This is a genomic window from Nonomuraea sp. NPDC048881 (assembly GCF_040649795.1).
GTDB lineage: Bacteria > Actinomycetota > Actinomycetes > Streptosporangiales > Streptosporangiaceae > Nonomuraea.
Genome location: NZ_JBEZGC010000001.1, coordinates 181,588 through 204,329 on the forward strand (window position 1 = coordinate 181,588; position 22,742 = coordinate 204,329).

At 70.6% G+C, this 22,742-nt stretch carries 20 protein-coding genes; 11 read left to right on the top strand and 9 right to left on the bottom strand.

Annotated features, from left to right (window positions below; all coding sequences use genetic code 11):
• The first annotated feature begins 15 nt into the window (after positions 1-15).
• The 3 genes from AB0C33_RS00930 to AB0C33_RS00940 all read left to right on the top strand — a co-directional run bounded on the left by AB0C33_RS00930 (position 16) and on the right by AB0C33_RS00940 (position 3,997).
• Positions 16-546, top strand: a complete 531-nt coding sequence (locus tag AB0C33_RS00930) for a hypothetical protein (protein WP_358282352.1) — start codon at positions 16-18, stop codon at positions 544-546.
• Between the two features lie 288 nt (positions 547-834).
• The gene (locus tag AB0C33_RS00935; RefSeq protein WP_358282354.1) at positions 835-2,967 is read left to right on the top strand and encodes a serine/threonine-protein kinase; all 2,133 of its coding nucleotides are present in this window, start codon (positions 835-837) and stop codon (positions 2,965-2,967) included.
• Positions 2,968-3,022: 55 nt separating this feature from the next.
• Positions 3,023-3,997: a malate dehydrogenase gene (locus tag AB0C33_RS00940; RefSeq protein WP_358282356.1), complete on the top strand. Its 975-nt coding sequence runs from the start codon at positions 3,023-3,025 to the stop codon at positions 3,995-3,997.
• 34 nt (positions 3,998-4,031) lie between these two features.
• Here AB0C33_RS00940 and AB0C33_RS00945 read toward each other — a convergent pair whose 3' ends face one another.
• Together AB0C33_RS00945 and galE are read right to left on the bottom strand one after the other, a co-directional pair.
• The gene (locus AB0C33_RS00945) at positions 4,032-5,264 is read right to left on the bottom strand and encodes an MFS transporter (RefSeq protein WP_358282358.1); all 1,233 of its coding nucleotides are present in this window, start codon (positions 5,262-5,264) and stop codon (positions 4,032-4,034) included.
• Positions 5,265-5,483: 219 nt separating this feature from the next.
• Positions 5,484-6,434 (bottom strand): UDP-glucose 4-epimerase GalE, encoded by a 951-nt coding sequence (gene galE, locus AB0C33_RS00950; protein ID WP_358282360.1) that lies wholly within the window; start codon positions 6,432-6,434, stop codon positions 5,484-5,486.
• An 86-nt stretch (positions 6,435-6,520) separates the two neighbouring features.
• Here galE and AB0C33_RS00955 point away from each other — a divergent pair, with 86 nt between their 5' ends.
• Together AB0C33_RS00955 and trpS are read left to right on the top strand one after the other, a co-directional pair.
• Complete coding sequence (locus AB0C33_RS00955; RefSeq protein ID WP_358282362.1) at positions 6,521-7,834, top strand: hemolysin family protein; 1,314 nt, start codon at positions 6,521-6,523, stop codon at positions 7,832-7,834.
• Between the two features lie 14 nt (positions 7,835-7,848).
• Positions 7,849-8,853: a tryptophan--tRNA ligase gene (gene trpS, locus AB0C33_RS00960; protein WP_352362044.1), complete on the top strand. Its 1,005-nt coding sequence runs from the start codon at positions 7,849-7,851 to the stop codon at positions 8,851-8,853.
• Positions 8,854-8,893: 40 nt separating this feature from the next.
• Here trpS and AB0C33_RS00965 read toward each other — a convergent pair whose 3' ends face one another.
• From AB0C33_RS00965 to AB0C33_RS00975, 3 genes are all read right to left on the bottom strand, one after another.
• Complete coding sequence (locus AB0C33_RS00965) at positions 8,894-9,094, bottom strand: hypothetical protein (RefSeq protein WP_358282364.1); 201 nt, start codon at positions 9,092-9,094, stop codon at positions 8,894-8,896.
• Positions 9,095-9,189: 95 nt separating this feature from the next.
• The gene (locus AB0C33_RS00970; protein ID WP_358282366.1) at positions 9,190-10,380 is read right to left on the bottom strand and encodes a helix-turn-helix domain-containing protein; all 1,191 of its coding nucleotides are present in this window, start codon (positions 10,378-10,380) and stop codon (positions 9,190-9,192) included.
• Positions 10,381-10,514: 134 nt separating this feature from the next.
• Positions 10,515-10,988 carry a MarR family transcriptional regulator gene (locus AB0C33_RS00975; RefSeq protein WP_358282368.1) on the bottom strand — a complete coding sequence of 158 codons (474 nt, stop codon included), beginning with the start codon at positions 10,986-10,988 and terminating at the stop codon, positions 10,515-10,517.
• A 93-nt stretch (positions 10,989-11,081) separates the two neighbouring features.
• Between AB0C33_RS00975 and AB0C33_RS00980 the strand changes: the two genes are divergently transcribed.
• Positions 11,082-11,942 carry a haloalkane dehalogenase gene (locus AB0C33_RS00980; protein WP_358282370.1) on the top strand — a complete coding sequence of 287 codons (861 nt, stop codon included), beginning with the start codon at positions 11,082-11,084 and terminating at the stop codon, positions 11,940-11,942.
• Between the two features lie 26 nt (positions 11,943-11,968).
• On the opposite strand, the gene AB0C33_RS00985 is transcribed toward AB0C33_RS00980, so the two are convergent.
• Complete coding sequence (locus tag AB0C33_RS00985) at positions 11,969-12,475, bottom strand: MarR family transcriptional regulator (protein ID WP_352362035.1); 507 nt, start codon at positions 12,473-12,475, stop codon at positions 11,969-11,971.
• A 61-nt stretch (positions 12,476-12,536) separates the two neighbouring features.
• On the opposite strand from AB0C33_RS00985, the gene AB0C33_RS00990 reads away from it, so the two are divergent.
• Together AB0C33_RS00990 and AB0C33_RS00995 are read left to right on the top strand one after the other, a co-directional pair.
• Positions 12,537-13,817, top strand: coding sequence for an amidohydrolase family protein (locus tag AB0C33_RS00990; RefSeq protein ID WP_358282372.1), 1,281 nt, complete (start codon positions 12,537-12,539; stop codon positions 13,815-13,817).
• A gap of 34 nt (positions 13,818-13,851) precedes the next feature.
• Positions 13,852-14,862 (top strand): YihY/virulence factor BrkB family protein, encoded by a 1,011-nt coding sequence (locus AB0C33_RS00995; RefSeq protein WP_358282374.1) that lies wholly within the window; start codon positions 13,852-13,854, stop codon positions 14,860-14,862.
• Between the two features lie 25 nt (positions 14,863-14,887).
• On the opposite strand, the gene AB0C33_RS01000 is transcribed toward AB0C33_RS00995, so the two are convergent.
• Positions 14,888-15,880: a D-alanyl-D-alanine carboxypeptidase gene (locus AB0C33_RS01000; RefSeq protein WP_358282376.1), complete on the bottom strand. Its 993-nt coding sequence runs from the start codon at positions 15,878-15,880 to the stop codon at positions 14,888-14,890.
• 198 nt (positions 15,881-16,078) lie between these two features.
• Between AB0C33_RS01000 and AB0C33_RS01005 the strand changes: the two genes are divergently transcribed.
• On the top strand, positions 16,079-16,309 hold the full coding sequence (locus AB0C33_RS01005; protein WP_352326812.1) for an SCO4848 family membrane protein: 231 nt from the start codon (positions 16,079-16,081) through the stop codon (positions 16,307-16,309).
• Here the strand turns inward: AB0C33_RS01005 and AB0C33_RS01010 are convergent.
• On the bottom strand, positions 16,281-17,672 hold the full coding sequence (locus AB0C33_RS01010) for a peptide ligase PGM1-related protein (RefSeq protein WP_358282377.1): 1,392 nt from the start codon (positions 17,670-17,672) through the stop codon (positions 16,281-16,283). The two genes, AB0C33_RS01005 and AB0C33_RS01010, sit on opposite strands and share 29 nt — an antisense overlap.
• Positions 17,673-18,158: 486 nt before the next feature.
• Here AB0C33_RS01010 and AB0C33_RS01015 point away from each other — a divergent pair, with 486 nt between their 5' ends.
• Positions 18,159-19,382 carry a M20 family metallopeptidase gene (locus AB0C33_RS01015; RefSeq protein WP_358282379.1) on the top strand — a complete coding sequence of 408 codons (1,224 nt, stop codon included), beginning with the start codon at positions 18,159-18,161 and terminating at the stop codon, positions 19,380-19,382.
• Between the two features lie 47 nt (positions 19,383-19,429).
• On the opposite strand, the gene AB0C33_RS01020 is transcribed toward AB0C33_RS01015, so the two are convergent.
• Positions 19,430-21,310: a Xaa-Pro dipeptidyl-peptidase gene (locus tag AB0C33_RS01020; RefSeq protein WP_358282381.1), complete on the bottom strand. Its 1,881-nt coding sequence runs from the start codon at positions 21,308-21,310 to the stop codon at positions 19,430-19,432.
• 289 nt (positions 21,311-21,599) lie between these two features.
• On the opposite strand from AB0C33_RS01020, the gene AB0C33_RS01025 reads away from it, so the two are divergent.
• The gene (locus AB0C33_RS01025; protein WP_357702386.1) at positions 21,600-22,667 is read left to right on the top strand and encodes a BMP family ABC transporter substrate-binding protein; all 1,068 of its coding nucleotides are present in this window, start codon (positions 21,600-21,602) and stop codon (positions 22,665-22,667) included.
• Positions 22,668-22,742 lie beyond the last annotated feature (75 nt).

Sequence of the window (22,742 nt, forward strand, 5' to 3'; positions counted from 1 at the left end):
ACGGAAGGGGCTGGCGTGGTTTCTCCGGAGATCTGGGAACGGCTCGACCACCGGGCGGGCATGCTCACCCGCCGGCAGGCGTGGCGCTGGCGGGCGACGGCCGCCGCCGGCGCGGCGACGGCGCTCCTCGTCCTGGCCGGCTGGTTCAGCGGCGCCCTGTTCCCGCGCGTCGAGGAGCTGGGAGGCAACAGCTCCGTCAGGAGGTCCCAGGACGAGCTCGGCCGGCCGACCGGTCTCCAGGGCACGGTGAGCCGGTACCTCCACAACCAGGGCCACTTCCCCGTGACGGTCACCGGGGTGGGTGTGGAGGGAGCAGGGCTGACGATGACGTCGGCGCGGGGCGAGGACGGGCGCGCCCTGCCCCTGACGATCCCCGCCGGGCAGGGCGTGTCCTTGAGCCTCGGCGTGGTCGTCACGGACTGCGCGGCCGCCGCCTCCACGGGTTCCCGTGTGGTGCTGGAGGTCGATCGCTGGTGGGGGCGCGTCGCCGTGCGGCCGGAGGTCAGAGGCGACCTGTACCACGCGGTGGACCTGGACTGCCGGTGACCGGCTCATGTTGATCAACCGTAGCGACCGGCGGAGTTGGGACGCCAGGTTGGAAGGAGGATTTCCTGATTGCACTCTGATGTCCGCGGCGTGCGAGGAGGTCGTCGAAGACCCGATCCGTGATCTGCGACCAACCAGTCAAGACCGCTGTTACAGGGTCCGAATGGACGCTGTGTACGGGCTTTGTGCAAAAACCGGTGAGTCACGAACGGTTAACGGATCCCTGGGAAGTTGCTGAGCGTCGTAAAGTTTGCGTGGTTGGGGTTCAGTGAACGTGGGGAAAGACGAATGCCGCAGATCGCGCCGCTGGTGGCCGGCGATCCAGCGCTGCTGGGATCGTTCCGGCTGTCCGGACGGATCGGCGAGGGCGGCCAGGGGATCGTCTACCTGGGCGTCAACGAGCAGGGCGAGCGGGCCGCGATCAAGCTGCTGCACGTGAAGTTCAGCGGTGACACGATCGCCAGGTCGCGCTTCGCCAGGGAGCTGAAGGCGGCCCAGCGGGTGGCCTCCTTCTGCACCGCGCGGGTGATGGAGGCCGACCTCGACGGCGACACGCCGTACATCGCCAGCGAGTACATCGACGGGCGGGCGCTGCGCGACATCGTCGAGACCGACGGCCCGCTCAGCGGCACGGTGCTCGACCGGCTGGCCATCGGCACGGCCACCGCGCTCACCGCCATCCACCACGCCTCGATCGTCCACCGGGACTTCAAGCCGGACAACGTGCTCATCGCCGCCGACGGGCCGCGCGTGGTCGACTTCGGCATCGCCCGCATCATCGACTCGACCGGCACGATCACCAGTCGCGCGATCGGCACACCCGCCTACATGGCGCCCGAGCAGATCGCCGGCGACGACATCGGGCCCTTCACGGACGTGTTCGCCTGGGGCGCGACCATGGCCTTCGCGGCCACCGGGAAGGCGGCCTTCGAGGGCAAGTCGATCGCCGTGGTGCTCAACCGCATCCTGAACCACGAGGTCGACGTGGAGATGATGCACGAGCCGCTGCGGGGCGTGGTGCGTTCGGCGCTGGCCAAGTCGCCCGACGAGCGTCCCTCGGCCGACCAGCTCCTGCTGCGCCTGCTCGGGCAGACCGGCACGGCGGCCGGGGCCTCGACGGCGGTGCTCACCAGGGGCGTGCAGGTGGCCGGCGACGACACGACGCCGTTCACCCGGGTGTCGGCCACGTCCATCACCGACCGGCCCGCCACGCAGGCCACCGGCCACCCCGCCGGCCCCCCGTCCGGCACGGCCGCCGGCACCGCCCCCGCCCACCCGAACACGACCGGGACCGGCTCCGCGCACCCGACCGGCACCGGCTCCGCGCACCCGACCGGCGCCAGGTCCGCACACCCGACCGGCACCGGCACCCCGCACACGACCGGCACCCCGCACACGACCGGCACCGGGACCGGTGTCTCCGGGCGTGTGGAGACCGTGCAGTCCGGCCAGGGCCAGGGCCAGGGCCAGGGCCAAGGCCAGGGCCAGGGCCCGGCGGCGAGGCCCCTCGACGAGCCCGTGCCGTCCGGAGGCCGGCGGCGGCTCAAGGTGTGGCTCGCGCTGGCCGCCGCGCTCGTCATGCTGGCGGTCGTGGCCGTCGCGGCGATGGCGAACGGCTGGTCGCCGCTGGCGTTCAAGGGCGAGGTCGTGACCCCCGTGCCGACGGGGAAGAAGAACTCGCGGCCCCCCACGTTCGCCTCGGTGGTGGACAAGGTCGCCCAGACCGGAAAGATCATCGTCGGCGTCAAGGGCGACCTGCCGGGCGTCGGCCTGCAGAACGGCGACGACTTCAGCGGGTTCGACGTCGAGGTGGCCAAGCTCGTGGCCGCCGCGCTCGGGGCCGAGGAGACGGTGTTCACCCGGGTCGGCCGGAACGACCGGGCGGCCGCGCTGGCCGAAGGCAGGGTCGACCTGGTCGTCGCCACGTACTCGGTGGACAAGAGCGAGACCAGGTTCGCCGGGCCGTACTACGTGGCCCACCGCGACGTGCTGGTCCGCGCCGGCACCGGCATCGACTCGCTGGACGACCTCAAGGGCAAGAAGATCTGCGCGCTCGACACTCCGACGGTCGGCGAGGTGCAGGACAGGGTGAAGGTCGAGCCCGTGACCGCCGGCGACTACGCGGCCTGCATGGATCTGCTCAGGAACGGCAAGGTCGACGCGGTGCCCGGCGAGGACCTGATCCTGGCCGGGTTCGCCAGCCGGGAGAACATGCGTTACAAGATCATCGGTGCCAAGCTCGACAACGAGCGGTACGCGGTCGGCATCCGCGACGGCGACGCCAAGACCTGCACCGCGGTCAAGGGCGTCATCGCCGACCTCTACCGCACGGGCACCATCAAGAAGCTCCTGAGCAGCCACTTCGACAAGGTCGACTTCCGGCCCGAGCTGAAGGTGCCCGCGATGGAGCCCTGCGGATGACGAGCGGTAACATCCGAAAGTCCAACGAATTCATCCAGTGAGTTAGGGGAAGGCCATGGCCACGCCCGTCAAGGTAACCGTCACCGGGGCCGCCGGTCAGATCGGCTACGCACTGCTGTTCCGCATCGCGTCGGGACAGCTGCTCGGCGCTGACGTCCCGGTCAAGCTGAGCCTGCTGGAGATCCCGCAGGCGGTGAAGGCGGCCGAGGGCACCGCCATGGAGCTCGACGACTGCGCGTTCCCGCTGCTGTCCGGCATCGAGATCACCGACGACGCCAACGTGGCCTTCGCCGGCGCCAACGTCGCCCTGCTGGTCGGCGCCATGCCGCGCAAGGCCGGCATGGAGCGCGGCGACCTGCTCGGCGCCAACGGCGGCATCTTCGGCCCCCAGGGCAAGGCGATCAACGAGCACGCCGCCGACGACATCCGCGTCCTGGTCGTGGGCAACCCGGCCAACACCAACGCGCTCATCGCCCAGCAGCACGCGCCCGACGTCCCGGCCGAGCGGTTCACCGCGATGACCCGCCTCGACCACAACCGCGCGCTGTCCCAGCTCGCCGCCAAGCTCCAGGTCCCGGTCACCGAGATCAAGAAGATGACCATCTGGGGCAACCACTCCGCCACCCAGTATCCCGACCTGTTCCACGCCGAGGTCGGCGGCAAGATCGCGGCCGAGCAGGTCGAGGGCGAGTGGCTGCGCGAGACGTTCATCCCGACGGTCGCCAAGCGCGGCGCCGCCATCATCGAGGCCCGTGGCGCCTCCTCGGCCGCCTCGGCCGCCAACGCCGCGATCGACCACGTCCACGACTGGGTCAACGGCACCGAGTGGACCTCGGCCGCCGTCGTCTCCGACGGTTCGTACGGCGTGCCCGAGGGGCTCATCTCGTCCTTCCCGGTGCGTTCGGTCAACGGCCGGTACGAGATCATCCAGGGCCTGGAGATCGACTCCTTCTCCCGCGAGCGCATCGACGCCAGCGTGCGCGAGCTGACCGAGGAGCGCGACGCCGTCCGCGAGCTCGGCCTCATCTGAACCCGGCGCGACACTTCGGACGCGCGTCCCCGGCTCAGCGGGGGCGCGCGTCCGCCGTCGTGAGGGGGAGCGCGGCGCCGCGGGTGCGCTCGGCCCAGCGCGTCACCGGCGGCACGGCCAGCCCGGCGGCCAGGAAGACCCCGCCGAACAGCAGCCAGCCCGGCAGCCCCCAGCCCACGATGACCGTGGTCATGACGGCGGGCACGACGATGTTGGACACCTGCTGGCCCATGCCGTACAGGCCCTGGTACTGGCCGATGGCGTGCGGCGGGGCCAGCTCGTACGACAACCCCCACGAGCCCGCGGCCTGCAGCAGCTCCCCGAAGACGTGCAGCAGCGCGCCGCCGAACAGGGCGACCACCGCCACCCAGGCCGGCTGTCCGGCGGCCAGGGCCAGCAGCACGCAGGCCAGCAGGAGGAACACGCCCGAGCGGCGCTGGGCGCGGGCCGCGCCGGCCGCGTCGTCGGTGCCGCGGCTGAGCCGCACCTGCAGGACCGTGACGGTGACGGTGTTGATCATGGCGACGGCCGCCACCGTCCACGTGGGCGCCGAGGTCCGGCCGGCCACCCAGAGCGGGATCGCGATGGTGAGCAGCCCGTTCTGCATGAACAGCACCGCGTTGAGCAGCGCCAGCACCGCGTACGGCCGGTCGCGCAGCACGATCCAGACCGGCTCGCCCGCCTTGCGCGGAACGGGCGCGACGGCCGGCACCCGGAACCCCAGCAGCGCGCTCCCGAGGTAGCAGAGCGCGCACCCGAAGATCATCCCCAGGTACACGGGCCGGCTGTCGAAGTGCAGCGCCGCGCCCGCCCCGAGCCCGCCGACCGACCAGCCGACGTTGGTCACGGCCCGCAGGTACGCGCGCACCCGCACCCGGTCGGCCGCCGGCACCGCGCCACCGACCAGCGCCGCCCGCGCGGTGCCCTCGCCGGCCTCGGCGAACGTCACCAGGGTGACCACCACGACGAACCCGGCGAACCCCGACACCAGCGCGTACACCGGCACCAGCAACCCGCCTGCGGCGGAGAAGGCGATCTGCACCCCGCGCGGCCCGACCAGGTCGGACAGCCGCCCGGCGGGCAGCCCGGCGGCGAGCCCGACGGCCGCGGCGATCGTCATCCCCAGCCCGATCTCGCCGTCCGACAGGCCGACCGAAAGCTTGAAGAACAGCACACTCACCGTGACGAACAGGCCGCGGCCCAGGGCACGCAGGAGTGTGGCGTACGTGAGCGCGCGCACGGGCCCGCTCTCGGGGAGGAGTGACACGGCGGAACAGGTTACTTGTGCGGGGAAACGTCCTTCTCGTCCGCCCCCGGACAGGAGGGGACGGGCTGGGCGGCCGGCGCGGGCTGGGAGGTCGCGTAGATCACCCCGGCCGCCGCGGCGAGGCTGCCCAGCAGGATGAGGGCACCAAAGAGCAGCTTCGTGACCCTTGGTGAAAAGCTCCTCACATTTCGGTATCACAGCATATAAACGCCGCCCAGATCAGGCGTTCCCGGAAAGTGCCGTCCACGCGTCGGAGACGATGTCGCGCAGCGCCGCCCGCTCCGCCTTCCATCCCAGGTCGCGCTGGATCCGCGCGGACGAGGCCACCAGGACGGCCGGGTCGCCGGGCCGCCGGTCGCCGACGACGACCGGGATCTCGTGGCCGGTGACCTCGCGGCAGACCGAGATCACCTCCTGCACGCTGAACCCGGTGCCGCTGCCCAGGTTGTAGATCTTGTGCTCGCCCTCGGCGACCGCCTCCAGCGCCAGCAGGTGCGCCCGCGCCAGGTCGCCGACGTGGACGTAGTCGCGCACGCAGGTGCCGTCGGCGGTGGGGTAGTCGGTGCCGAAGACGCTCACCGAGTCGCGCTCGCCGGTGGCCACCTTGAGCACGTTCGGGATGAGGTGGGTCTCGACCGTGTGGCGCTCGCGGAAGCGGCCGTAGGCGCCGGCCACGTTGAAGTAGCGCAGGCTCACCGCGCCGAGCCCGCGGATGCCCGCGTAGGCGCTCAGGGCGGTGTCCACGGCCAGCTTCGAGGCGCCGTAGGGGTTGGTCGGGCGCGTCGGGTCGTCCTCCTCGATGGGGGAGCGCTCGGGCTCGCCGTACGTGGCCGCCGTGGAGGAGAAGACGATCCGGCGCACGCCCTTGTCGCGCATCGCGTCGAGCAGGGCCAGCGTGCCGCCGAGGTTGCCGGCCCAGTAAAGGCCGGGCTTCTCCACCGACTCGCCCACCAGGGACTTGGCCGCGAAGTGCAGCACGGCGTCCATGCCGTCGAGCGCGTCGTGGGCGTTCGTGATCGACTCACGCACGAACCGGGCGCCCTCGGGCACCGCGTCCTCGTGGCCCGTGGACAGGTCGTCGAGCACGGTCACCTCGTGCCCCGCCTCGACGAGCTGCGCGGCGACGACGCTGCCGACGTACCCGGCGCCTCCGGTGACCAACAGCCTCATGTGTACTCCTGTTTAGATATGTTTGATTTTGTACGGCTTGCCGTTCAGCATACGCGGGAAACCCGCCGAGTACGCTGCCAACCACCATGTTTGACACCCTCGCGGCGAACATCGCCCTGGTCCTGCTCTTCATCCTGGTCGGCGGGTTCTTCGCGGGCGCGGAGATCGCGATGGTCTCCCTGCGCGAGAGCCAGGTCCGCAAGCTCGCCGAGCGCGGCCGGAGGGGCGAGCGGGTGGCCAAGCTCGCCCGCGACCCCAACCGTTTCCTGTCGGCGGTGCAGATCGGGGTGACCGTCGCCACGATGCTCTCGGCCGCCTTCGGCGCCGACCGGCTCGGGATGGAGCTCGTCCCGGTGCTCGAACGCTGGGGGGTGCCGCAGGGGGTCGCGCCCGTGCTCGGGCTCGTGCTGGTGACGCTGGCCATCTCGTACGTCTCGCTGGTGCTCGGCGAGCTGGCCCCCAAGCGGCTGGCCCTGCAGCGCACCGAGGGGCTGTCGCTGTTCGTCGCGCCCTTCCTCGACCGGATCGCCGCCCTGTCGCGTCCGATCATCTGGATGTTGTCGAAGTCGACCGACCTGGTCGTCCGGCTGCTCGGCGGCAACCCGGAGGCCGACCGGGAGGAGGTCACCACCGAGGAGCTGCGCGACATGGTCGTCGGGCACGCCGAGCTCACCGCCGACGAGCGCAAGCTCATCGCCGAGGTGTTCGCCGCCGGCAAGCGCCAGCTCCGCGAGGTCATGCTGCCCCGCACCGAGGTCGAGTTCATGGACGCCGAGACGCCGCTGGCCGAGGCCGCGAACCTGGCCGCCGCGCTCCCGCACTCCCGCTTCCCCGTCTACCGCGACTCATACGACGAGGTCATCGGTTTCGTGCACGTGCGCGACCTGCTCGACCCCCAGCTGATCGGGCGGACCGAGCCCATCAGCGCGGTCGTGCCGATCCGGCCCGCCAAGTTCGTGCCCGCCTCCAAGCGCCTGCTGAGCACCCTGAACGAGATGCGCGACGAGGGCCAGCACCTGGCCATCGTGGTCGACGAGTACGGCGGCACCGCCGGCATCGTCACCATGGAGGACCTGGTCGAGGAGCTGATCGGCGACATCAGGGACGAGTACGACGTCGAGGAGGACGTCGTCGTCCTGCCCGCCGGCGAGATCGAGATCGACGGCCTGACCAACCTCAACGACTTCGCCACCGAGACCGGCGTACGGCTGCCCGACGGCCCGTACGAGACGCTGGGCGGGTTCGTGATGGCCATGCTGGGGCACGTGCCGGCCGCCGGCGAGCAGGTGGAGATCCAGGGCTTCGAGCTGACCGTCACCGAGCTGGACGGGCGCCGGATCGCGCGGGTGCGGGTGAAACGCCGGGCCGCCGTCGAGTCGCCGCCCGACCAGGATTCCTGACACAATTGCCTGCTATGGCCAGACCTCGTGTTCTCTCCGGCATCCAGCCCACCGCGGACTCATTCCACCTGGGCAACTACCTGGGTGCGGTCCGTCAGTGGGTCACCATGCAGGAGACCCACGACGCCTTCTACTGCGTGGTCGATCTGCACGCGATCACCGTGCCGACCGAGCCCGCCGCTCTGCGCAGGCGCAGCCGGGTGGCCGCCGCGCAGCTCTTCGCCGCCGGCCTCGACGCCGAGCGCTCGACCGTCTTCGTGCAGTCGCACGTGCGCGAGCACACCGAGCTCGCCTGGATCCTGATCTGCCTCACCGGCATGGGCGAGGCTGCCCGGATGACGCAGTTCAAGGACAAGTCGGCCAAGTTCGGCGAGAGCGCGGCCAGCGTCGGGCTGTTCACCTACCCGATCCTGCAGGCCGCCGACATCCTGCTCTACCAGGCCAACGCCGTCCCGGTGGGGGCCGACCAGAAGCAGCACCTGGAGCTCACCCGCGACCTGGGCCAGCGCTTCAACCACCGCTTCGGCGACACCTTCACGCTGCCCGACCCGTACATCCTCAAGGAGGTCGAGAAGATCACCGACCTCCAGGACCCGACGGCGAAGATGTCGAAGTCGTCCTCCAGCCCGGCGGGCATCCTCGACGTGCTGGAGCAGCCGGGGCCGCTGCGCAAGAAGGTCATGCGCGCGGTGACCGACACGGGCTCGGAGGTGCTGTTCGACGAGGAGAACAAGCCGGGCATCTCCAACCTGCTGCGCATCCAGTCGGCGCTGACCGGCACGCCCATCCCCGACCTGGTCGCCCGCTACGAGGGCCAGGGCTACGGCACGTTCAAGAAGGACGTCGCCGAGGCGGTCGTGGAGACGTTCACGCCGATCCGCGAGCGCACGGAGAAGCTGCTGGCCGACGAGGTCGAGCTCGACCGCCTGCTGGCCGTCGGCGCCGAGCGCGCCGCCGCCGTGGCCCGGCGGACGATGGCCGAGGTCCGCGACCGGGTGGGCTTCCTGCCCAAGGTGTGACGCGGGAAGGGCGGCGGGCCTGCCGCCCTTCCTCCGGTCGTCACAGGCGTGCGCGTTGGTCGAGGGGGCGTACGCGCAGGCGGGCGCGGAGCGCGGCCAGGCTCCGGCCGGTCAGCCGCACACCGCCCGACACGGCGGTCCATCCCGACCGTCCCCGGCTGAACGCCCAGCCGGGGAACTCGCGCATGGCCTCCTCCAGCAGGCGTTCCATGACGACGTCAGCACTCGGCGTTGTGGTCATGGACGCACAGTGCCACCCCGGACCCGCTCCGTGACGAACCGCGGCGACAGATCTCCCCGTTCGGCCGGAGCGAACTCAGAGTTCGGTGGACGGCCTCACACGTCGATGTTGTGGCGCTCGGCGAGGAAACGCACCTCCGGCGCCCACGACGGCCGCGCGCGGCGCACCAGCGAGCGCACCATCTCCCGCAGCAGCAGCTTGTGGTCGAGCTCCTCGGGGCTCTCGCGCTCGATCCGCAGCAGGTAGACCAGGCTCGCGGCGTCGTCGCCCAGGTCTTCGCAGGCGCGGGCGACCTGGTACAGATGCGTGGTGCGCCGCTCGATGGACGGGGTCCTGCGGATGTCGATGTCGTCGGCCAGCCGCAGCACGGCCTCGGGGCGGCCGGTGTCGTGCTCGATGCTGGCCATGTGGATGGCGACGTTGGTGGGGCCGAAGAAGGCCAGGTCGTAGGCGTCGGAGTGGTCGTCGGCGCGGGCGGCGAGCCGGGCGGCGGCGCCGCGCACGGTCTGCCTGGCCTGCTCGTCGTCGCCGCCCCTGGCCGCGCTGATGGCGGCCAGCAGGTGCAGCGCGCCGAGCGCCTTGATGTGCCGCACGTCGCCGTCGGCCACGTGGGGTTCGAGGATCTCGATGCCGCGCCGGGCCACGTCGTGGGCGATCTGGTGCATGTCGTCGGAGAGCATCGACTGGCCGAGGTTCCAGTGGGCCCAGGCGAGCATCAGCGGGTCGGCCGACTCCTCGGCGTAACGCATGGCCCGGTCGGCGGCCAGGTGCGCGAGGTCCACCCGTTGCAGGTGCTTGAGCACCCCTCTGGCCAGCATGTACGCGTCCGTCGCGGTCCGGTAGGCCGCGGGGGTGCGCTCGGCCGCCAGGCTCTCGGCGTCGGAGACCAGCGAGGGCAGCGCGGCCATCAGGATCGAGTACCGGCGGGCCGAGGTGAACCAGGCGTTGCGCGCCGCCGCCACGCGTTCGGTCAGCTGCTCGGCGTCGGGCGGTTCGAGGTCGGGCTCGCCGGCGCGGCAGGCGAACAGGGCCCGCTCGATGTCGCGGATCTGCGGCCTGCTGGGCTCGTGGGAGTCGCGGGGGGTCTCGCCCAGGAGCACGGCGGTCCGTACGCCGAGGACCTTGGCGATCTCGCGGAGAAGGGGCAGCGAGGGGGTGCGTTTTCCGTGTTCGATCAGTTCGATGTGCCGGGTGGTGCAGCCGGACTGGGTGGCCAGCGCGGTCGTGCTCATGCCCCTTCGTTCGCGCTGGAGTCGCACCATCTGCCCGGTGCTGATGTCGGTCATGGGGGTGACGCCTCCTGGCTTGGTCCCAACACAGCACAGGCTAGGGTCACCGGAGCGGCCCTGCCATGCGTTCCCCCTGGTCAGGAGGTATGTCGGCAAGCTCCCACGCCTCGGCTTCTACCCGGGTTTGCCCGCTATTGGGCTGATCGGGAGTGGTGGTCGCGCAGCCGTCCGAGCAGCCCGACGAGCTGGTCGCGCTCGGGGCCGGTCAGGGGCGCCAGCAGCTCGTCCTGGACGTCGTCCACCAGCCCGTCGAGCCGGGTGAGCCGGTCGCGGCCGCGCTCGGTCATGGAGATGACGTTGCGCCGGCGGTCGGCGGGGTCGGGCGCGCGCTCGACGAGGCCGCGCTCGGCCAGCTCGTTGAGCAGCGCGACCATGTCGCTGCGGTAGATGCCGGTGAGCCGGCTCAGCTCGGCCTGGCTGGCCGGGCCGGACTCGCGCAGCGCGACGAGTACCGCGTAGTGCCACTTGCGCGCGTCGGCGCCCGCGAGCCGGTCGCTGACCAGCCGGTCGGCCTGCATCGCGACGTGGGCCAGCAGCCGGCTCGGCAGGCCGCGCAGGCGGTCGGGGGCGGCCCGGTCGGCGGCGTCGGACATGTCGTGGCTCATACCGGCGATCCTAATCCCTTTGCGTTAGTCGCACTAACGATGTACATTCGTTAGTGCCATAAACGTTAGTGTAACGAACGAAAGAGGCGCGTCATGCCTGTTGCCGAGGTGCTGGACTCGACCATGTACTACGAGGACCGGGGGGAGGGCGTGCCGATCGTCTTCCTGCACGGCAACCCCAACTCCTCCCACCTGTGGCGCAACGTGCTGCCCGGGGTGGGCTCCGGCCGGTTGCTCGCGCCCGACCTGATCGGCATGGGCCGCTCGGGGCGGCCCGACCTCGCCTACCGCTTCACCGATCACGCCCGCTACCTCGACGCCTGGTTCGACGAGCTCGGCCTGGAGGAGGTCGTGCTGGTCGGCCACGACTGGGGCGGCGCGCTGGCCTTCGACTGGGCGGCGCGGCATCCGGGCCGGGTGCGCGGGGTGGCCTTCTTCGAGACCATCGTGCGGCCGATGAGCTGGAGCGAGCTGGGCGAGGGGCCGCGCGCCCGCAGCGAGCTGATCAGGAGCGAGGCGGGGGAGCGCCTGGTGCTCGACGACGACTTCCTGGTGCGGACGGCGTACACGGGCGGGGTGCTGAACCCGCTGGGCGAGGAGGAGCTGCGGCCGTACCTGGAGGCGTACGCGACCAGGGAGAGCCGCCGGCCGCTGCTGCAGTGGGCGCGCTCGATCCCGCTCGACGGCGACCCGGCCGACGTGGCCGAGGCCGTCGAGCGCTACGACAAGTGGCTGGCCGACAGCGACGAGGTGCCCAAGCTGCTGCTCACCTTCGACTCCTCGCCGACCCTGCTGATCCAGGGCGAGGTGCTCGACTGGTGCGCCCGCACCATCTCGGCCCTGAAGATCGAGCACCTGGGCCCGGCGGGTCACCACGCCCCGGAGGACCAGCCGGAGGCCATCGCGGCGGCGATCGGCTCCTGGGCCGACCGCCACGCCCTGCGTGCGAGCTGACGGGCGCGTCCAGCGGAAACGGCGGGCTAGCGGAAGCGGCGGCGGCCGACCAGGGCGAGCACCTCGCGCAGGGCATCGGCGGCGGCTCTGACGTCCTGCTCCGGCACCCCGGCCAGCACCTCCTCGTGCGCCCGCGAGGAGGCGTCGAGGGCCGCCAGGGCCACCCGGCGCCCCTCGGCCGTGAGCTGCACCCACCGGCTGCGCGCGTCGCCCGCGTTGGCCTCCCGCTCGACGTAACCCGCGGCCGTCAGGCGCTGGAGCACGTTGCTGGTGCCCCCCGAGGTGAGCAGCAGCGCCTTGGACAGCTCGCTCGGCTTCATCCGGTGCGGCGCGGGTGTGCGGGCGAGCGCGGCCAGCACGTCGAACTCGGCGTAGGTCAGCCCCAGCTCGGCCAGCTCCGCCTTGATCGCCTGCTCGAAGACCAGGTGCAGCCGGGACAGGCGCTTGCTCAGCTCCAGACCGGCGATCAGCGACGACGACAGCCCGGACTCCACCCAGCGCGGCACCATCGCGTCGATCTCATCCGGTTTCACGCCAACGAGAATACCCATCGCCAGATTGCTTTTCGAAAAGCTTAATGAGAAGCTTTTAGGTATGAGAAACACTCTGCTGATCAAGAACGGCACCGTGATCGACACCGAGCCCGAGCCCGTGGTGCTCGGCCAGGTCGACGTGCGCGTCGAGGACGGCGTGCTCGCCGAGGTGGGCCCCGGCCTGCCCGACGTCCCCGGCGCCGAGGTGATCGACGCGACCGGGCGGATCGTGCTGCCCGGGTTCGTCGACACCCACCGGCACACCTGGCAGGCCGGCATCAGGGCGGTCGCCCCCGACGTCGCCTTCGACGGCTACCTGAGCCGCGTGCTCGGCGAGCTGGCCCCCGCCCACCGCCCGGCCGACGTCTACGCGGGCAACCTCGCCGGCGCGCTGGAATGCCTCGACACCGGCATCACCACGCTGCTCGACTGGTCCCACATCCAGCTCTCGCCCGCCCACACCGAGGCCACCGTGCGGGCGCTGCGCGAGTCGGGGATCAGGGCCGTGCTCGGCTGGTGCCACGGGGGCGAGCCGGGCGGGCTCGTCCGCGAGGGGCTGCGGGTGCACGAGGAGCACTTCGGCGCGGGCGGCGGCCTGGTCACCATGGTCGTCGCCGCGCTCGGGCCGGAGATCGTGGCGGAGGAGCACGCGCTGGCCGAATGGCGGCTGGCCCGCGAGCTCGACCTGCCGGTCACCGTGCACATGGGCGTCGGCGGCCCGGACAGCGCCGCCCGCGGCCTGGCGTTCATGGAGGCGAACGGCCTGCTCGGGCCGCGGACCACGTACGTGCACGCCAACAGCTACACCGACGACGACCTCAAGCGCGTCGCGGCCAGTGGCGGCAACGTGTCGGTCTCGCCGGTCGACGAGATGACGCTCGGCCTCGGCTACCCGGTCAGCGGGCGGGCCAGGGCGGCGGGCGCCCCGACCGGCCTCGGCATCGACACGGTGAGCTGCGCGCCGGGCGACATGTTCAGCCTGATGCGGGCGGCGTACCTGCTGGAGCGCGGCCGGCCGGACGGCGGCGGCATGGGCTTCACCACCCGCGACGTGCTGCGCATGGCCACCGTCGAGGGGGCCGAGGTGGTGGGCCTGGGCGACGTCGTCGGCTCGCTGCGACCGGGCAAGCAGGCCGACCTGCAACTGCTGCGCACGGACACCCTCGGCATGGCGGCGGCGCACGACCCGATCGGCGCCGTCGTGCTCAACGCCGACCCCGGTGTCGTGGAAACCGTGCTGGTCGGCGGGCGTGTCGTCAAGCGAGATGGGCAGATGCTCCACCAGGATCTGGCGGCGGTCCTCGCGTCACTGACAGAATCGGCCGACGCCGTGACGAGGTGATCGTTCGCCTCGGGCGGGCGGGGGTGAGGGCGTGATGGCGAGTCTGAACGAGCGGATCGCGTCGCTGCGCGCCTGGGGCCGGACGACGCTCGACCACTGGCGGGTCCGCAGGCTGTGGATCGACCACCTGGTCAGAGCCGTGCGCCGCTACCAGCTCCAGGGAGGCGACCGGCTGGCCGGCTCGGTCACCTACTTCTCGTTCCTGTCCTTCTTCCCGCTGCTCGCGCTCGGGTACGCGGTGCTCGGCTACACCCTCGACGCCAGCAGCGCCACCAGGGAGGCGCTGGAGACCGCCATCAACGAACGGCTCCCCGGCATGGCGACCGACCTCAACCTGGAGCAGATCGCCGGCGCCAGGACGACGGCGGGCATCATCGGCCTCCTCGGCCTCCTGTACGCGGGGCTCGGCGCGATGGACGCGCTGCGCGCGGCGCTGCGCGAGATGTCGATGACCACCGTGCCGCCCCCGAACTACTTCCTGGGCAAACTGCGCGACCTGATCTCGGTCATCCTGCTCGGGGCGACGCTGGTCGTGTCCACGCTGGTGTCCGGGGCCGCGACCACGGTCACGGACAAGGTGCTCGACCACGTCTTCGGCGACAACTCGCCGCTCAGCACCGAGGCGTTCCGGATCTTCGTGGTGGTGGCGAGCGTCGTGGCCGACTGGGTGCTGTTCGTGATCCTGCTCGGCTGGGTCGCCAAGCCGGCCGAGCCGTTCAAGGTCATCGTCAGGGGCGCGCTGCTCGGCGCGATCGGGTTCGGGCTGCTCAAGCAGGTGGCGAGCCTGCTGCTCAGCACCACGCTCAGCAACCCCGTCTACGGCGCGTTCGCCGCCATCGTGGGGTTGCTGGTGTGGATGAACTTCTCGGCCAGGCTCGTGCTGCTGGCCGGCGCGTGGACGTCCACCACGGGGTTGTGCCCGCCGCCGTCCCCGTCGCCGATCCCGTCGATCGGCGACCCGCTGGGGGTGCCGGCGGCCGACCCGGGCCAGGCGGCCGGCCCCGAGTGCAGGGGCACGACCCCGCACCCGACCTCGGAGCCCTGAGCCGGCCCTGACGCGCTCCCTGGCGTCAGAGGCGGGACCTGTTGCGCTTGCGGCGGATGCCGAAGCCGAGCCAGACGAGCCCGAACAGCAGGCCGCCGCCGATGACGGCCGAGCCGACCGTCCGGGTGGAGTCGGTCTGCTTGGAGGCCGCCGTGTCCAGCAGCGGCGGCTGGGCGGCCGGCGTCACCCGCGACACCGGCGCCGACGCCTGCGGCGCGGCCCGCACCTGCTCGGGCACCGGCTCGACGAGCCGCCCGACGGGGGTCGCCTTCCCCCTGACCGTGAAGCCCCAGTCGAGCAGCTTGGCCACCTCGTCCCAGAAGTAGCCCTCGTGCCGCATGATCGTGACGAGGATCGTGTGGCCGCCGCGGGTGGCCGCGCCGACGAAGCTGCCCTGCGCCTTGGACGTCCAGCCGTTCTTGACGCCGATCATGCCCTGGTAGCGCCAGAGCAGCTTGTTGTGGTTGCTGATCTCGTAGTAGTCCTTGGGCGCCGGAAACTTGGCAACCTTTGTACTGATATATCGCCGAAAATCGGGGTTTGCGAGGCCGGCGCGGGCGATGAGCGCCAAGTCGTACGCCGAACTGCTCTGCCCGGGTTTGTCCAGGCCGCTCGGGGTCTTCGCCACCGTGTCGTACGCCTGCAGCCGCCTGGCCTCGGCGTTCATGTCGCGCATGGTCTGGGCCACGCCGCCGTTCGTCTCGGCCAGGGCCATGGCCGCGTCGTTGCCGGACGACATCATCAGCGCCCGGAACAGGTCGTCGACCTTGTACGTCATCTTGGGCGTCAGCCCGACCGCCGTGCCCTCCTGGTTGCAGGCGTTCTGGCTGGGCCGGACCCTGCGGTTCTTGTCGAGCTTCGGCAGCAGCGTCAGCGCCGTGAGCGTCTTGAGCGTGCTCGCCGGCAGGTAGCGGCCGTGCGCGTCCTTCGCGGCGAGCACCTGACCCGTCTCCACGTCCGCGATGACGTAGGAAGTAGCCTTGCTCTCGGGGGGCGCCTTGACGCCTTGGGGTTGCACCAGCCCACGGCTTCCCAGCGCGTCACCGCCGACGGGTGTCGCCGGGGCGGCGGATGCGGTCCCGCTCGTGAGCGTGACCGCGGCGAGAAGTGCCGTAACCGGCACAAATTTCGTCCACATGGCGGTCTCAGCGTAGCTCCGTGTGAATGCCCATGTGGCGACACATTCCCCGGATGATCCGCCTTCGATACTGGAGAGATGACCATGTCACCAAAGATCGCCGGTTTCCTCGTCATCCTCGGCGTGTTCATGATCGTCGAGTGGATCAACCTCGGGTTTAACTTGGCCGACGGACATCCCACCGGCTTCTACGTCGTGCACGGGATCCTGATCGGGGTCAACGTGATCCTCGGTGCGGTGCTGGCCGTGATCGGGTGGCGCGGACTGCGGGAGGCGGGGATCAGGCGTCGCAGAGAAGGCGGCGGGTGAGCGCGTGCAGCTCGTCGGCCTCCTCGCGCGAGTCGCCGATGGAGGTGAAGCCCAGCTTGCCGTACTCGGGGATGGCGCCGAGCAGGTGGAAGACGTTGCCCGTGCGCCGGTCGGCGTCGAAGCCGATCCCGAGCCGCCGGGCGGTCCGCATGACCTCGCCCGGCGTGCGGCCGCGCAGGCAGGAGGAGGAGCAGTTGTCGGTCGCGGTGTAGTACTTCGGCTGGTCCCCGGCCATGAGGAGGCCGGTGGCCGGGTCGTACCTGGCCCCGGTCGTCAGCACCACCGCGCCGTACGGGTGCGTCGTGCCGCCGATCCGAAGGTTGATCTCGCACAGCAGCGCGGCGTAGCCGGCGTCGGCCTTGAGGGCGAAGAAGTCCATGCCGAACAGGCCCACCACGCCCCGCTCGGCCAGGATGGCGGCGATGCGCTCGGCCGACTCGCCCACCTCGTGCCGGTACTCGGGGGCGGCGGGGAACGTGCAGCCCTGGTAGACGTCGTTGTTGGGGCCGCCGAGCACCTGGTCGTGCGTGGCCAGCACGGCCGCGTGCCCGCCGGGCGTGATTCGGGCCAGGGCGCTCGGGTAGTAGAGCGGGCGATGTTCGATGAACTCCTCCACCACCGCGCCGCGTTCCCTGATCTTCGTCGTGAAGCTCGTCCAGGTCTCCCCGGCCGCCGAAAATCGGGTCAGCGAGCGGTCGGCCTTGTCGACGATGGCGTTGCCGAGGCCCGAGTAGCCGTCGTTGAGCTTGACGATCACCCGTTCGCCGGGGAGCGAGTCGATGGCCTCGTCGATCGCGATGATGCTGTGCACGTCGCCGAAACCGCGTGCCATGGGCACGCCGGCCTCGTGCCCGACCTCGCGGGCGCCGCTCTTGGAGCCGTAGTAGGCCAGCGCGGTGGCGGGGCCGTAGATGGGGACGTTGAGTGACGCGGCCAGCTCCTCCTCGGTCTCGCTGAGGACGAACGGCACCAGCCAGGTGTCGGCGTCGATCGCCGACCGTAACCGGTCGAGGACGTCGGGTCGGCGCAGCAGCGTCCGGGTGAGGGGTTGCGACCAGGGCTCGTCGAGACTGATGAGCTCCAGGCGCTTGGCGGCGTCGTCCGGGTCGGGGAGGAAGGCGAGGTAGTAGTCGATGATGTCGGGATCGATCGGCGCGGAGGAGAGGTAGATCACCTTGACCCCGGGTTCCCGGAGCGTCAGGAGGAGGAAGAGCAGGCGCTCCTCGTACGATCGGGCTGCCGTGATGCGGCGCAGCTCGTCCTGCGGCAGGGAGAGCGAGGGTACGACCACCAGGGTCCCCTCGCTCGGCTCGAAGATGCTCAACCCGGCATACTTCTCCCCGAACGGGATATTAGTGATCATATAGCGAGTGAAACACGCATTCTTCACAAATGCAGCAAGCGCCAAAGTGTCATGACCATGACAGAAGGTGACAGGATTCGAAATCGGTGAGCACGTTTGGAAGTGGCGACATCGGGTCACCATCTAATGATCCCTTGTGACTATTTTCCGGATCAGGTAGGCATGTGCGGAACGTGACCACCTGCGGTTACGGGCATGCCGTCGGCCAACTTTTGGTGTATCTGTCGGCGCGAAGGCGCACGGGAGCGATAAAGTCAGAAGCATCGCCACCGGGCTCGCGGCTTACCGCCGTGCACCCGGGCTGCTGCGACCGATGAACGCGAAGCCCGTGCTGACGATCTCGCACCGAAACCTACGGGTGTGGCTTTTGATTCGCCGAACGGCCGCCTCAACCAGGTGGCTGCCGCAGGATGGACTTTTTCGAGAGCGTTATGAGCCGACGTCCGTGCGTGGGACGCGCGGCCTCGACGGGATGGATGGTGACATATGCGGGGACGTGAGCTGCGGGGAGAGCTGGACGCGTTCCTGGCGGAGATCGAGCAGGAGCTGGTGGCGTTCCGTCGCGACCTTCACATGCATCCTGAGCTCGCCTTCGCCGAATACCGCACGACCCAGCGCATCGCCGACCGGCTGACCGCCGCGGGGCTGACGCCGTCGGTGCTGCCGCGCGGCACCGGTCTCATCTGCGACGTGGGCAGCGGCGACGGGCCGACGATCGCGCTGCGGGCCGACATCGACGCGCTGCCGCTCCAGGACGAGAAGGACGTGCCCTACCGCTCCACCGTCCCCGGCGCGTGCCACGCCTGCGGGCACGACGTGCACACCACCGTTCTGCTCGGCACCTCGATCTTCCTGGCCCAGCAGGCCGCCGCCGGGCTGCTGCCCGGCCGGGTCCGGCTGATCTTCCAGCCCGCCGAGGAGCTGCCCGGCGGCGCCCTTGAGGTCATGGCCCACGGCGGCATCAGCGGCGTCGACCGGATCTTCGGCCTCCACTGCGACCCGCGCGTCGACGTCGGCCAGCTCGGTCTCCGGAGCGGGCCGATCACCTCGGCCTGCGACAAGATCGTGGTCAGGGTCTCCGGCCCCGGCGGCCACACCGCCCGTCCCCACCTGACGGCCGACCTGGTCTTCGCCCTGGCCAAGATCCTCACCGAGCTGCCCGCCGCGCTCTCCCGCCGGATCGACCCGCGCTCCTCGCTCAGCCTCGTCTGGGGCCGGGTCGAGGCGGGCTCGGCGGCCAACGCCATCCCCGACGACGGCATCGCCGAGGGCACGATCCGCTGCCTCGACGAGAACGCCTGGCACGCCGCCCCCGACCTGATCAAGGCCCTGCTGGAGTCCGTCGCCGGCGCGTACGGCGTCGAGGCCGTCATGGACTACACGCGCGGCGTGCCGCCGGTAGTCAACGACGAGGTCAGCGTCGAGATGCTGGCCGAGGCGGCCGAGCGGGCCCTCGGCGCGGGCGCGGTGGTGCCCACCCAGCAGTCGCTCGGCGGCGAGGACTTCGCCTGGTACCTGGAGTCGATCCCCGGCGCCTTCGCCCGGCTCGGCACGCGCTCGCCCGACGGCGTCACGTACGACATCCACCAGGGCACCTTCGACGTCGACGAGAAGGCGATCGCGATGGGCGTGCGGGTGATGGCCGCCACCGCGCTGACCGCGCTGTGGGACGTCGGCCCGATCGACTCCATCAGCAACGCCATGGCCTGAGCGCCGCTCCGACGGCCCGCCGCGTCGCGCGGCGGGCCGTCGGCATGTCAGCCGAGCCTGCCGAACACCACCGGCAGCCGCAGGGACGAGTGTCCCGGCGACACGGTGACCCGGGTGCCCGCCGGATAACGCAGGGTGTAGTCGCGGTCGGTCGAGATGATCACCAGGCCCAGCCGGTGGCCCTTCTTGAACAGGTAGTCCTTGGGCTGGAAGTCCCAGGTGAAGGTGTACTCCTTGCCGGGGCGCAGCGGTTCCGTGCGGTCGGCGCGGTGGCGGTTGCGCACGTCGAGCCACCCTCTGGAGACGATCTTGTACGCGGTCGTCGCCGTGCCGAGCCGCCTGAGCGTCGTGCAGCCCGTGTCACCCGGGACGCCCTCGCCGTAGCAGTAGGTCTGGCCGGTCGACAGCAGGGTGCCGTCCGGGCGCACGTCGGTGCCGTAGTCCACCAGCAACGCCGTCAGGTACGGCGAGGCGCCGTCCTTGAACGAGGCCCGTACCGAGACCGTCGGCGTGCCGGAGATGCGCACGTCGGCGGGCAGCTCGCCGGTCCGGTACGCCAGCCGGTTCGGGTCCGGCCCGGCCGCCTCCACCAGTTGCTCGGCCGTCCGCGCGCTCTGGTCCACGAAGGACTCCGCGGGCGACAGCGGCCGGGGCAGCAGGCCGAGCCGTTCGCCGGCGGCCGGGTGCAGCGCGACCGTGGTGGCCCCGGGCAGCGGCCAGGAGGCGTGCTGCTGCCACTCGCCGACGCCGATCTCCACGTCGGCCTGCGGTTCGCGCATGATGCCCGAGTCGATGCCCTGCAGCCAGTAGTCGAACCAGCCGTGCAACTGGCGCAGCCACTCGGCGGTGCGCAGGTTGAAGGGGTTCATGTGGGTGCCCTGGTGCAGCCAGATCTTGCGCGGCACGTGCCGCTCGGCCAGGGCGTACCACCATTGGGCGAACTGCTTGGTCTTGACGTTCCAGTCGTTGAGCCCGTGCACGAGGAAGACGCTGGCCTTCACCTTGTCCACGTCGTTGAGGTAGTTGCGGGCGTCCCAGAGCGGGCCGTAGTCGCCGGTGATCCGGTCCTGGCTCGCGGTCAGCGCGTCCATCTTGGCGCCGCAGACCTCGAAGCCTCGGTCCCTGGTCAGCACGAACTTGGCCAGGACGTCCAGGTCCTCGCCCTGGTAGCCGCCGGGGGCCAGGACGCCGCCGTTGGCCCGGTAGTAGTCGTACCAGCTGGAGATGGCGGCGATCGGCACGATCGTCTTCAGGCCCTCGACGCCGGTCGAGGCGACGGCGTTGGGCAGGGTGCCGTTGTAGGAGACGCCGATCATGCCGATCTTGCCGGTGGACCAGGTGGCGCTGACCTCGTTGCCGTCGGCGTCGAAGCCGCGGGCGCGGCCGTTCAGCCAGTCGATGGCGGCCTTCGGGCCGGCCGTCTCGTTCCGGTCGCCGGTGGACGGGCAGCCGGTGGCGCGGGCGCTGCCGACGTTCTCGACCAGGGCGATGGCGTAGCCGCGGGGCACGAAGTAGTTGTCGTAGTAGCCGTCGAAGGGCTCGCCGGCGAGCTTGTTCGACAGGGACTTCAGGGTGGGCAGCGGGTTGCCGTTCGCGTCGACGTCCACCGGGTGGTTGGGCACGTCGTTGCCGGGGGCGTAGTAGGGGCTGGCCTCCATGATCACCGGGACCTTCAGGCCCTGGTCGGTCTCCTTGGGGCGCAGGATGTCCATGGCGACGCGGTCGGGCTGCCCGTCGTCGTCGCTGTCGGTCCCGGCCACCTCGACGAAGACCGTCTGCTTGACGGCGTCGGCGCGGGAGAAGACGGGCTGGGTGGCGTTGTTCTCGATCTTGAGGGTGGGGGTGGCGGCCGTCGCCGGGGCGGGCCCGCCCAAGGTCACGGCGAGGATCGCGACCAGCGGTACGGCCAGTGTCTTCCAAGGCTGCATACGGGGCTCCGATACGAAATTTCCACCGTTGATCGGAATCTCTGCCATGATCGACCGCTCGGCAAGGGCCCCTTCCATACCAAACTTGGGCAAAATCTTCCGGGGGCCGTCCCAAGTGCTTGAACCCAGATTCAGGTCACGGACGCGCTTGATGTCGATAACGGAGAGGTTGCGACCCTGTGTGCCGGTTTGGTCTGCCCTGGTCAAGCAACTATCTTCCGTGCAGGTGCCGTACGTTTCTTCGCGCCTGCGATGAAGTTCGACGGCGAGGAAATGGAAGGGAGTCGCCTTGCTCGGCAAGCGATTCAGCAGGATTGCCGTCGGCTCGGTAGCCGGCGTCATGCTCATGGCAGTCGCGGCCTGTGGCGGCGAGGGCGGAGGCACCTCGGCGAGCACGCAGCCGAGCTCCGGCGCCAGCAGCGAGGCCCCCAAGGGCGGCCTGAAGGTCGGCCTGGCGTTCGACGTCGGCGGCCGTGGCGACAAGTCGTTCAACGACGCCGCCTACGCCGGCCTGGAGAAGGCCAAGACGGAGCTGAACGCCGACATCAAGGAGCTCAGCCCGGCCGCTGACGGCTCCAACCGCGGCGACCTGCTGCGCCAGCTCGCGGACGCGGGCTACAACCCCATCATCGGTGTCGGCTTCGCCTACGGCGACGACATCAAGAAGACCGCCGCCGAGTACCCCGACGTGCAGTTTGCCGTCGTCGACTCGGCCTCCAACGGCCCGAATGTGACCGGCCTGCTGTTCGCCGAGGAGCAGGGCTCCTACCTGGCGGGCGTCGCCGCGGCGACCAAGTCGGAGGCCGGCCACGTCGGCTTCGTGGGCGGCGTCGAGAACGACCTGATCAAGAAGTTCCAGGCGGGCTTCGTGATGGGCGCCAAGTCCGTCAAGTCGGACATCAAGATCGACATCAAGTACCTCACCCCCGACGGTGACTTCTCCGGCTTCAAGGCCCCCGACAAGGGCAAGGTCGCGGCCGAGAAGATGTACCAGGACGGCGCGGACATCGTCTACCACGCCGCCGGCGACTCCGGCCTCGGCGTGTTCCAGGCGGCGGCCGCGGCCAAGAAGAAGGCCATCGGCGTCGACTCCGACCAGCGCCAGACGGTCAAGGAGACCGACCTCCAGTCGGTCATCATGACCTCGATGCTCAAGCGCGTGGACGTCGGCGTCTTCGAGTTCGTCAAGGCCTTCCAGGGCGGCGCCAAGGGCGGCAGCAACACCGTCTACGACCTCAAGGTCGACGGTGTGGGCCTGTCCACCACCGGTGGCGAGATCGACGACATCAAGGACAAGCTCGACGCTGCCAAGAAGGACATCGTCGACGGCAAAATCACGGTTCCGTCCAAGCCGTAATCTGGGTAGGAACGGACGACCGAGGGCCCGGAGTCCCCACTTCGGGCCTTCTGGCTATCCGCCCCGTCCGCCCCC

Coding starts and splice junctions, on each gene's coding strand:
- AB0C33_RS00965 (WP_358282364.1), bottom strand. CDS start 9,094: ATGACCACAACGCCGAGTGCTGACGTCGTCATGGAACGCCTGCTGGAG.
- AB0C33_RS01005 (WP_352326812.1), top strand. CDS start 16,079: ATGACCATGTCACCAAAGATCGCCGGTTTCCTCGTCATCCTCGGCGTG.
- AB0C33_RS00975 (WP_358282368.1), bottom strand. CDS start 10,988: ATGAGCCACGACATGTCCGACGCCGCCGACCGGGCCGCCCCCGACCGC.
- AB0C33_RS00935 (WP_358282354.1), top strand. CDS start 835: ATGCCGCAGATCGCGCCGCTGGTGGCCGGCGATCCAGCGCTGCTGGGA.
- AB0C33_RS01015 (WP_358282379.1), top strand. CDS start 18,159: ATGCGGGGACGTGAGCTGCGGGGAGAGCTGGACGCGTTCCTGGCGGAG.
- AB0C33_RS00955 (WP_358282362.1), top strand. CDS start 6,521: ATGTTTGACACCCTCGCGGCGAACATCGCCCTGGTCCTGCTCTTCATC.
- AB0C33_RS00940 (WP_358282356.1), top strand. CDS start 3,023: ATGGCCACGCCCGTCAAGGTAACCGTCACCGGGGCCGCCGGTCAGATC.
- AB0C33_RS00980 (WP_358282370.1), top strand. CDS start 11,082: ATGCCTGTTGCCGAGGTGCTGGACTCGACCATGTACTACGAGGACCGG.
- AB0C33_RS00970 (WP_358282366.1), bottom strand. CDS start 10,380: ATGACCGACATCAGCACCGGGCAGATGGTGCGACTCCAGCGCGAACGA.
- AB0C33_RS01010 (WP_358282377.1), bottom strand. CDS start 17,672: ATGATCACTAATATCCCGTTCGGGGAGAAGTATGCCGGGTTGAGCATC.
- galE (WP_358282360.1), bottom strand. CDS start 6,434: ATGAGGCTGTTGGTCACCGGAGGCGCCGGGTACGTCGGCAGCGTCGTC.
- AB0C33_RS00995 (WP_358282374.1), top strand. CDS start 13,852: ATGGCGAGTCTGAACGAGCGGATCGCGTCGCTGCGCGCCTGGGGCCGG.
- AB0C33_RS00990 (WP_358282372.1), top strand. CDS start 12,537: ATGAGAAACACTCTGCTGATCAAGAACGGCACCGTGATCGACACCGAG.
- trpS (WP_352362044.1), top strand. CDS start 7,849: ATGGCCAGACCTCGTGTTCTCTCCGGCATCCAGCCCACCGCGGACTCA.
- AB0C33_RS01020 (WP_358282381.1), bottom strand. CDS start 21,310: ATGCAGCCTTGGAAGACACTGGCCGTACCGCTGGTCGCGATCCTCGCC.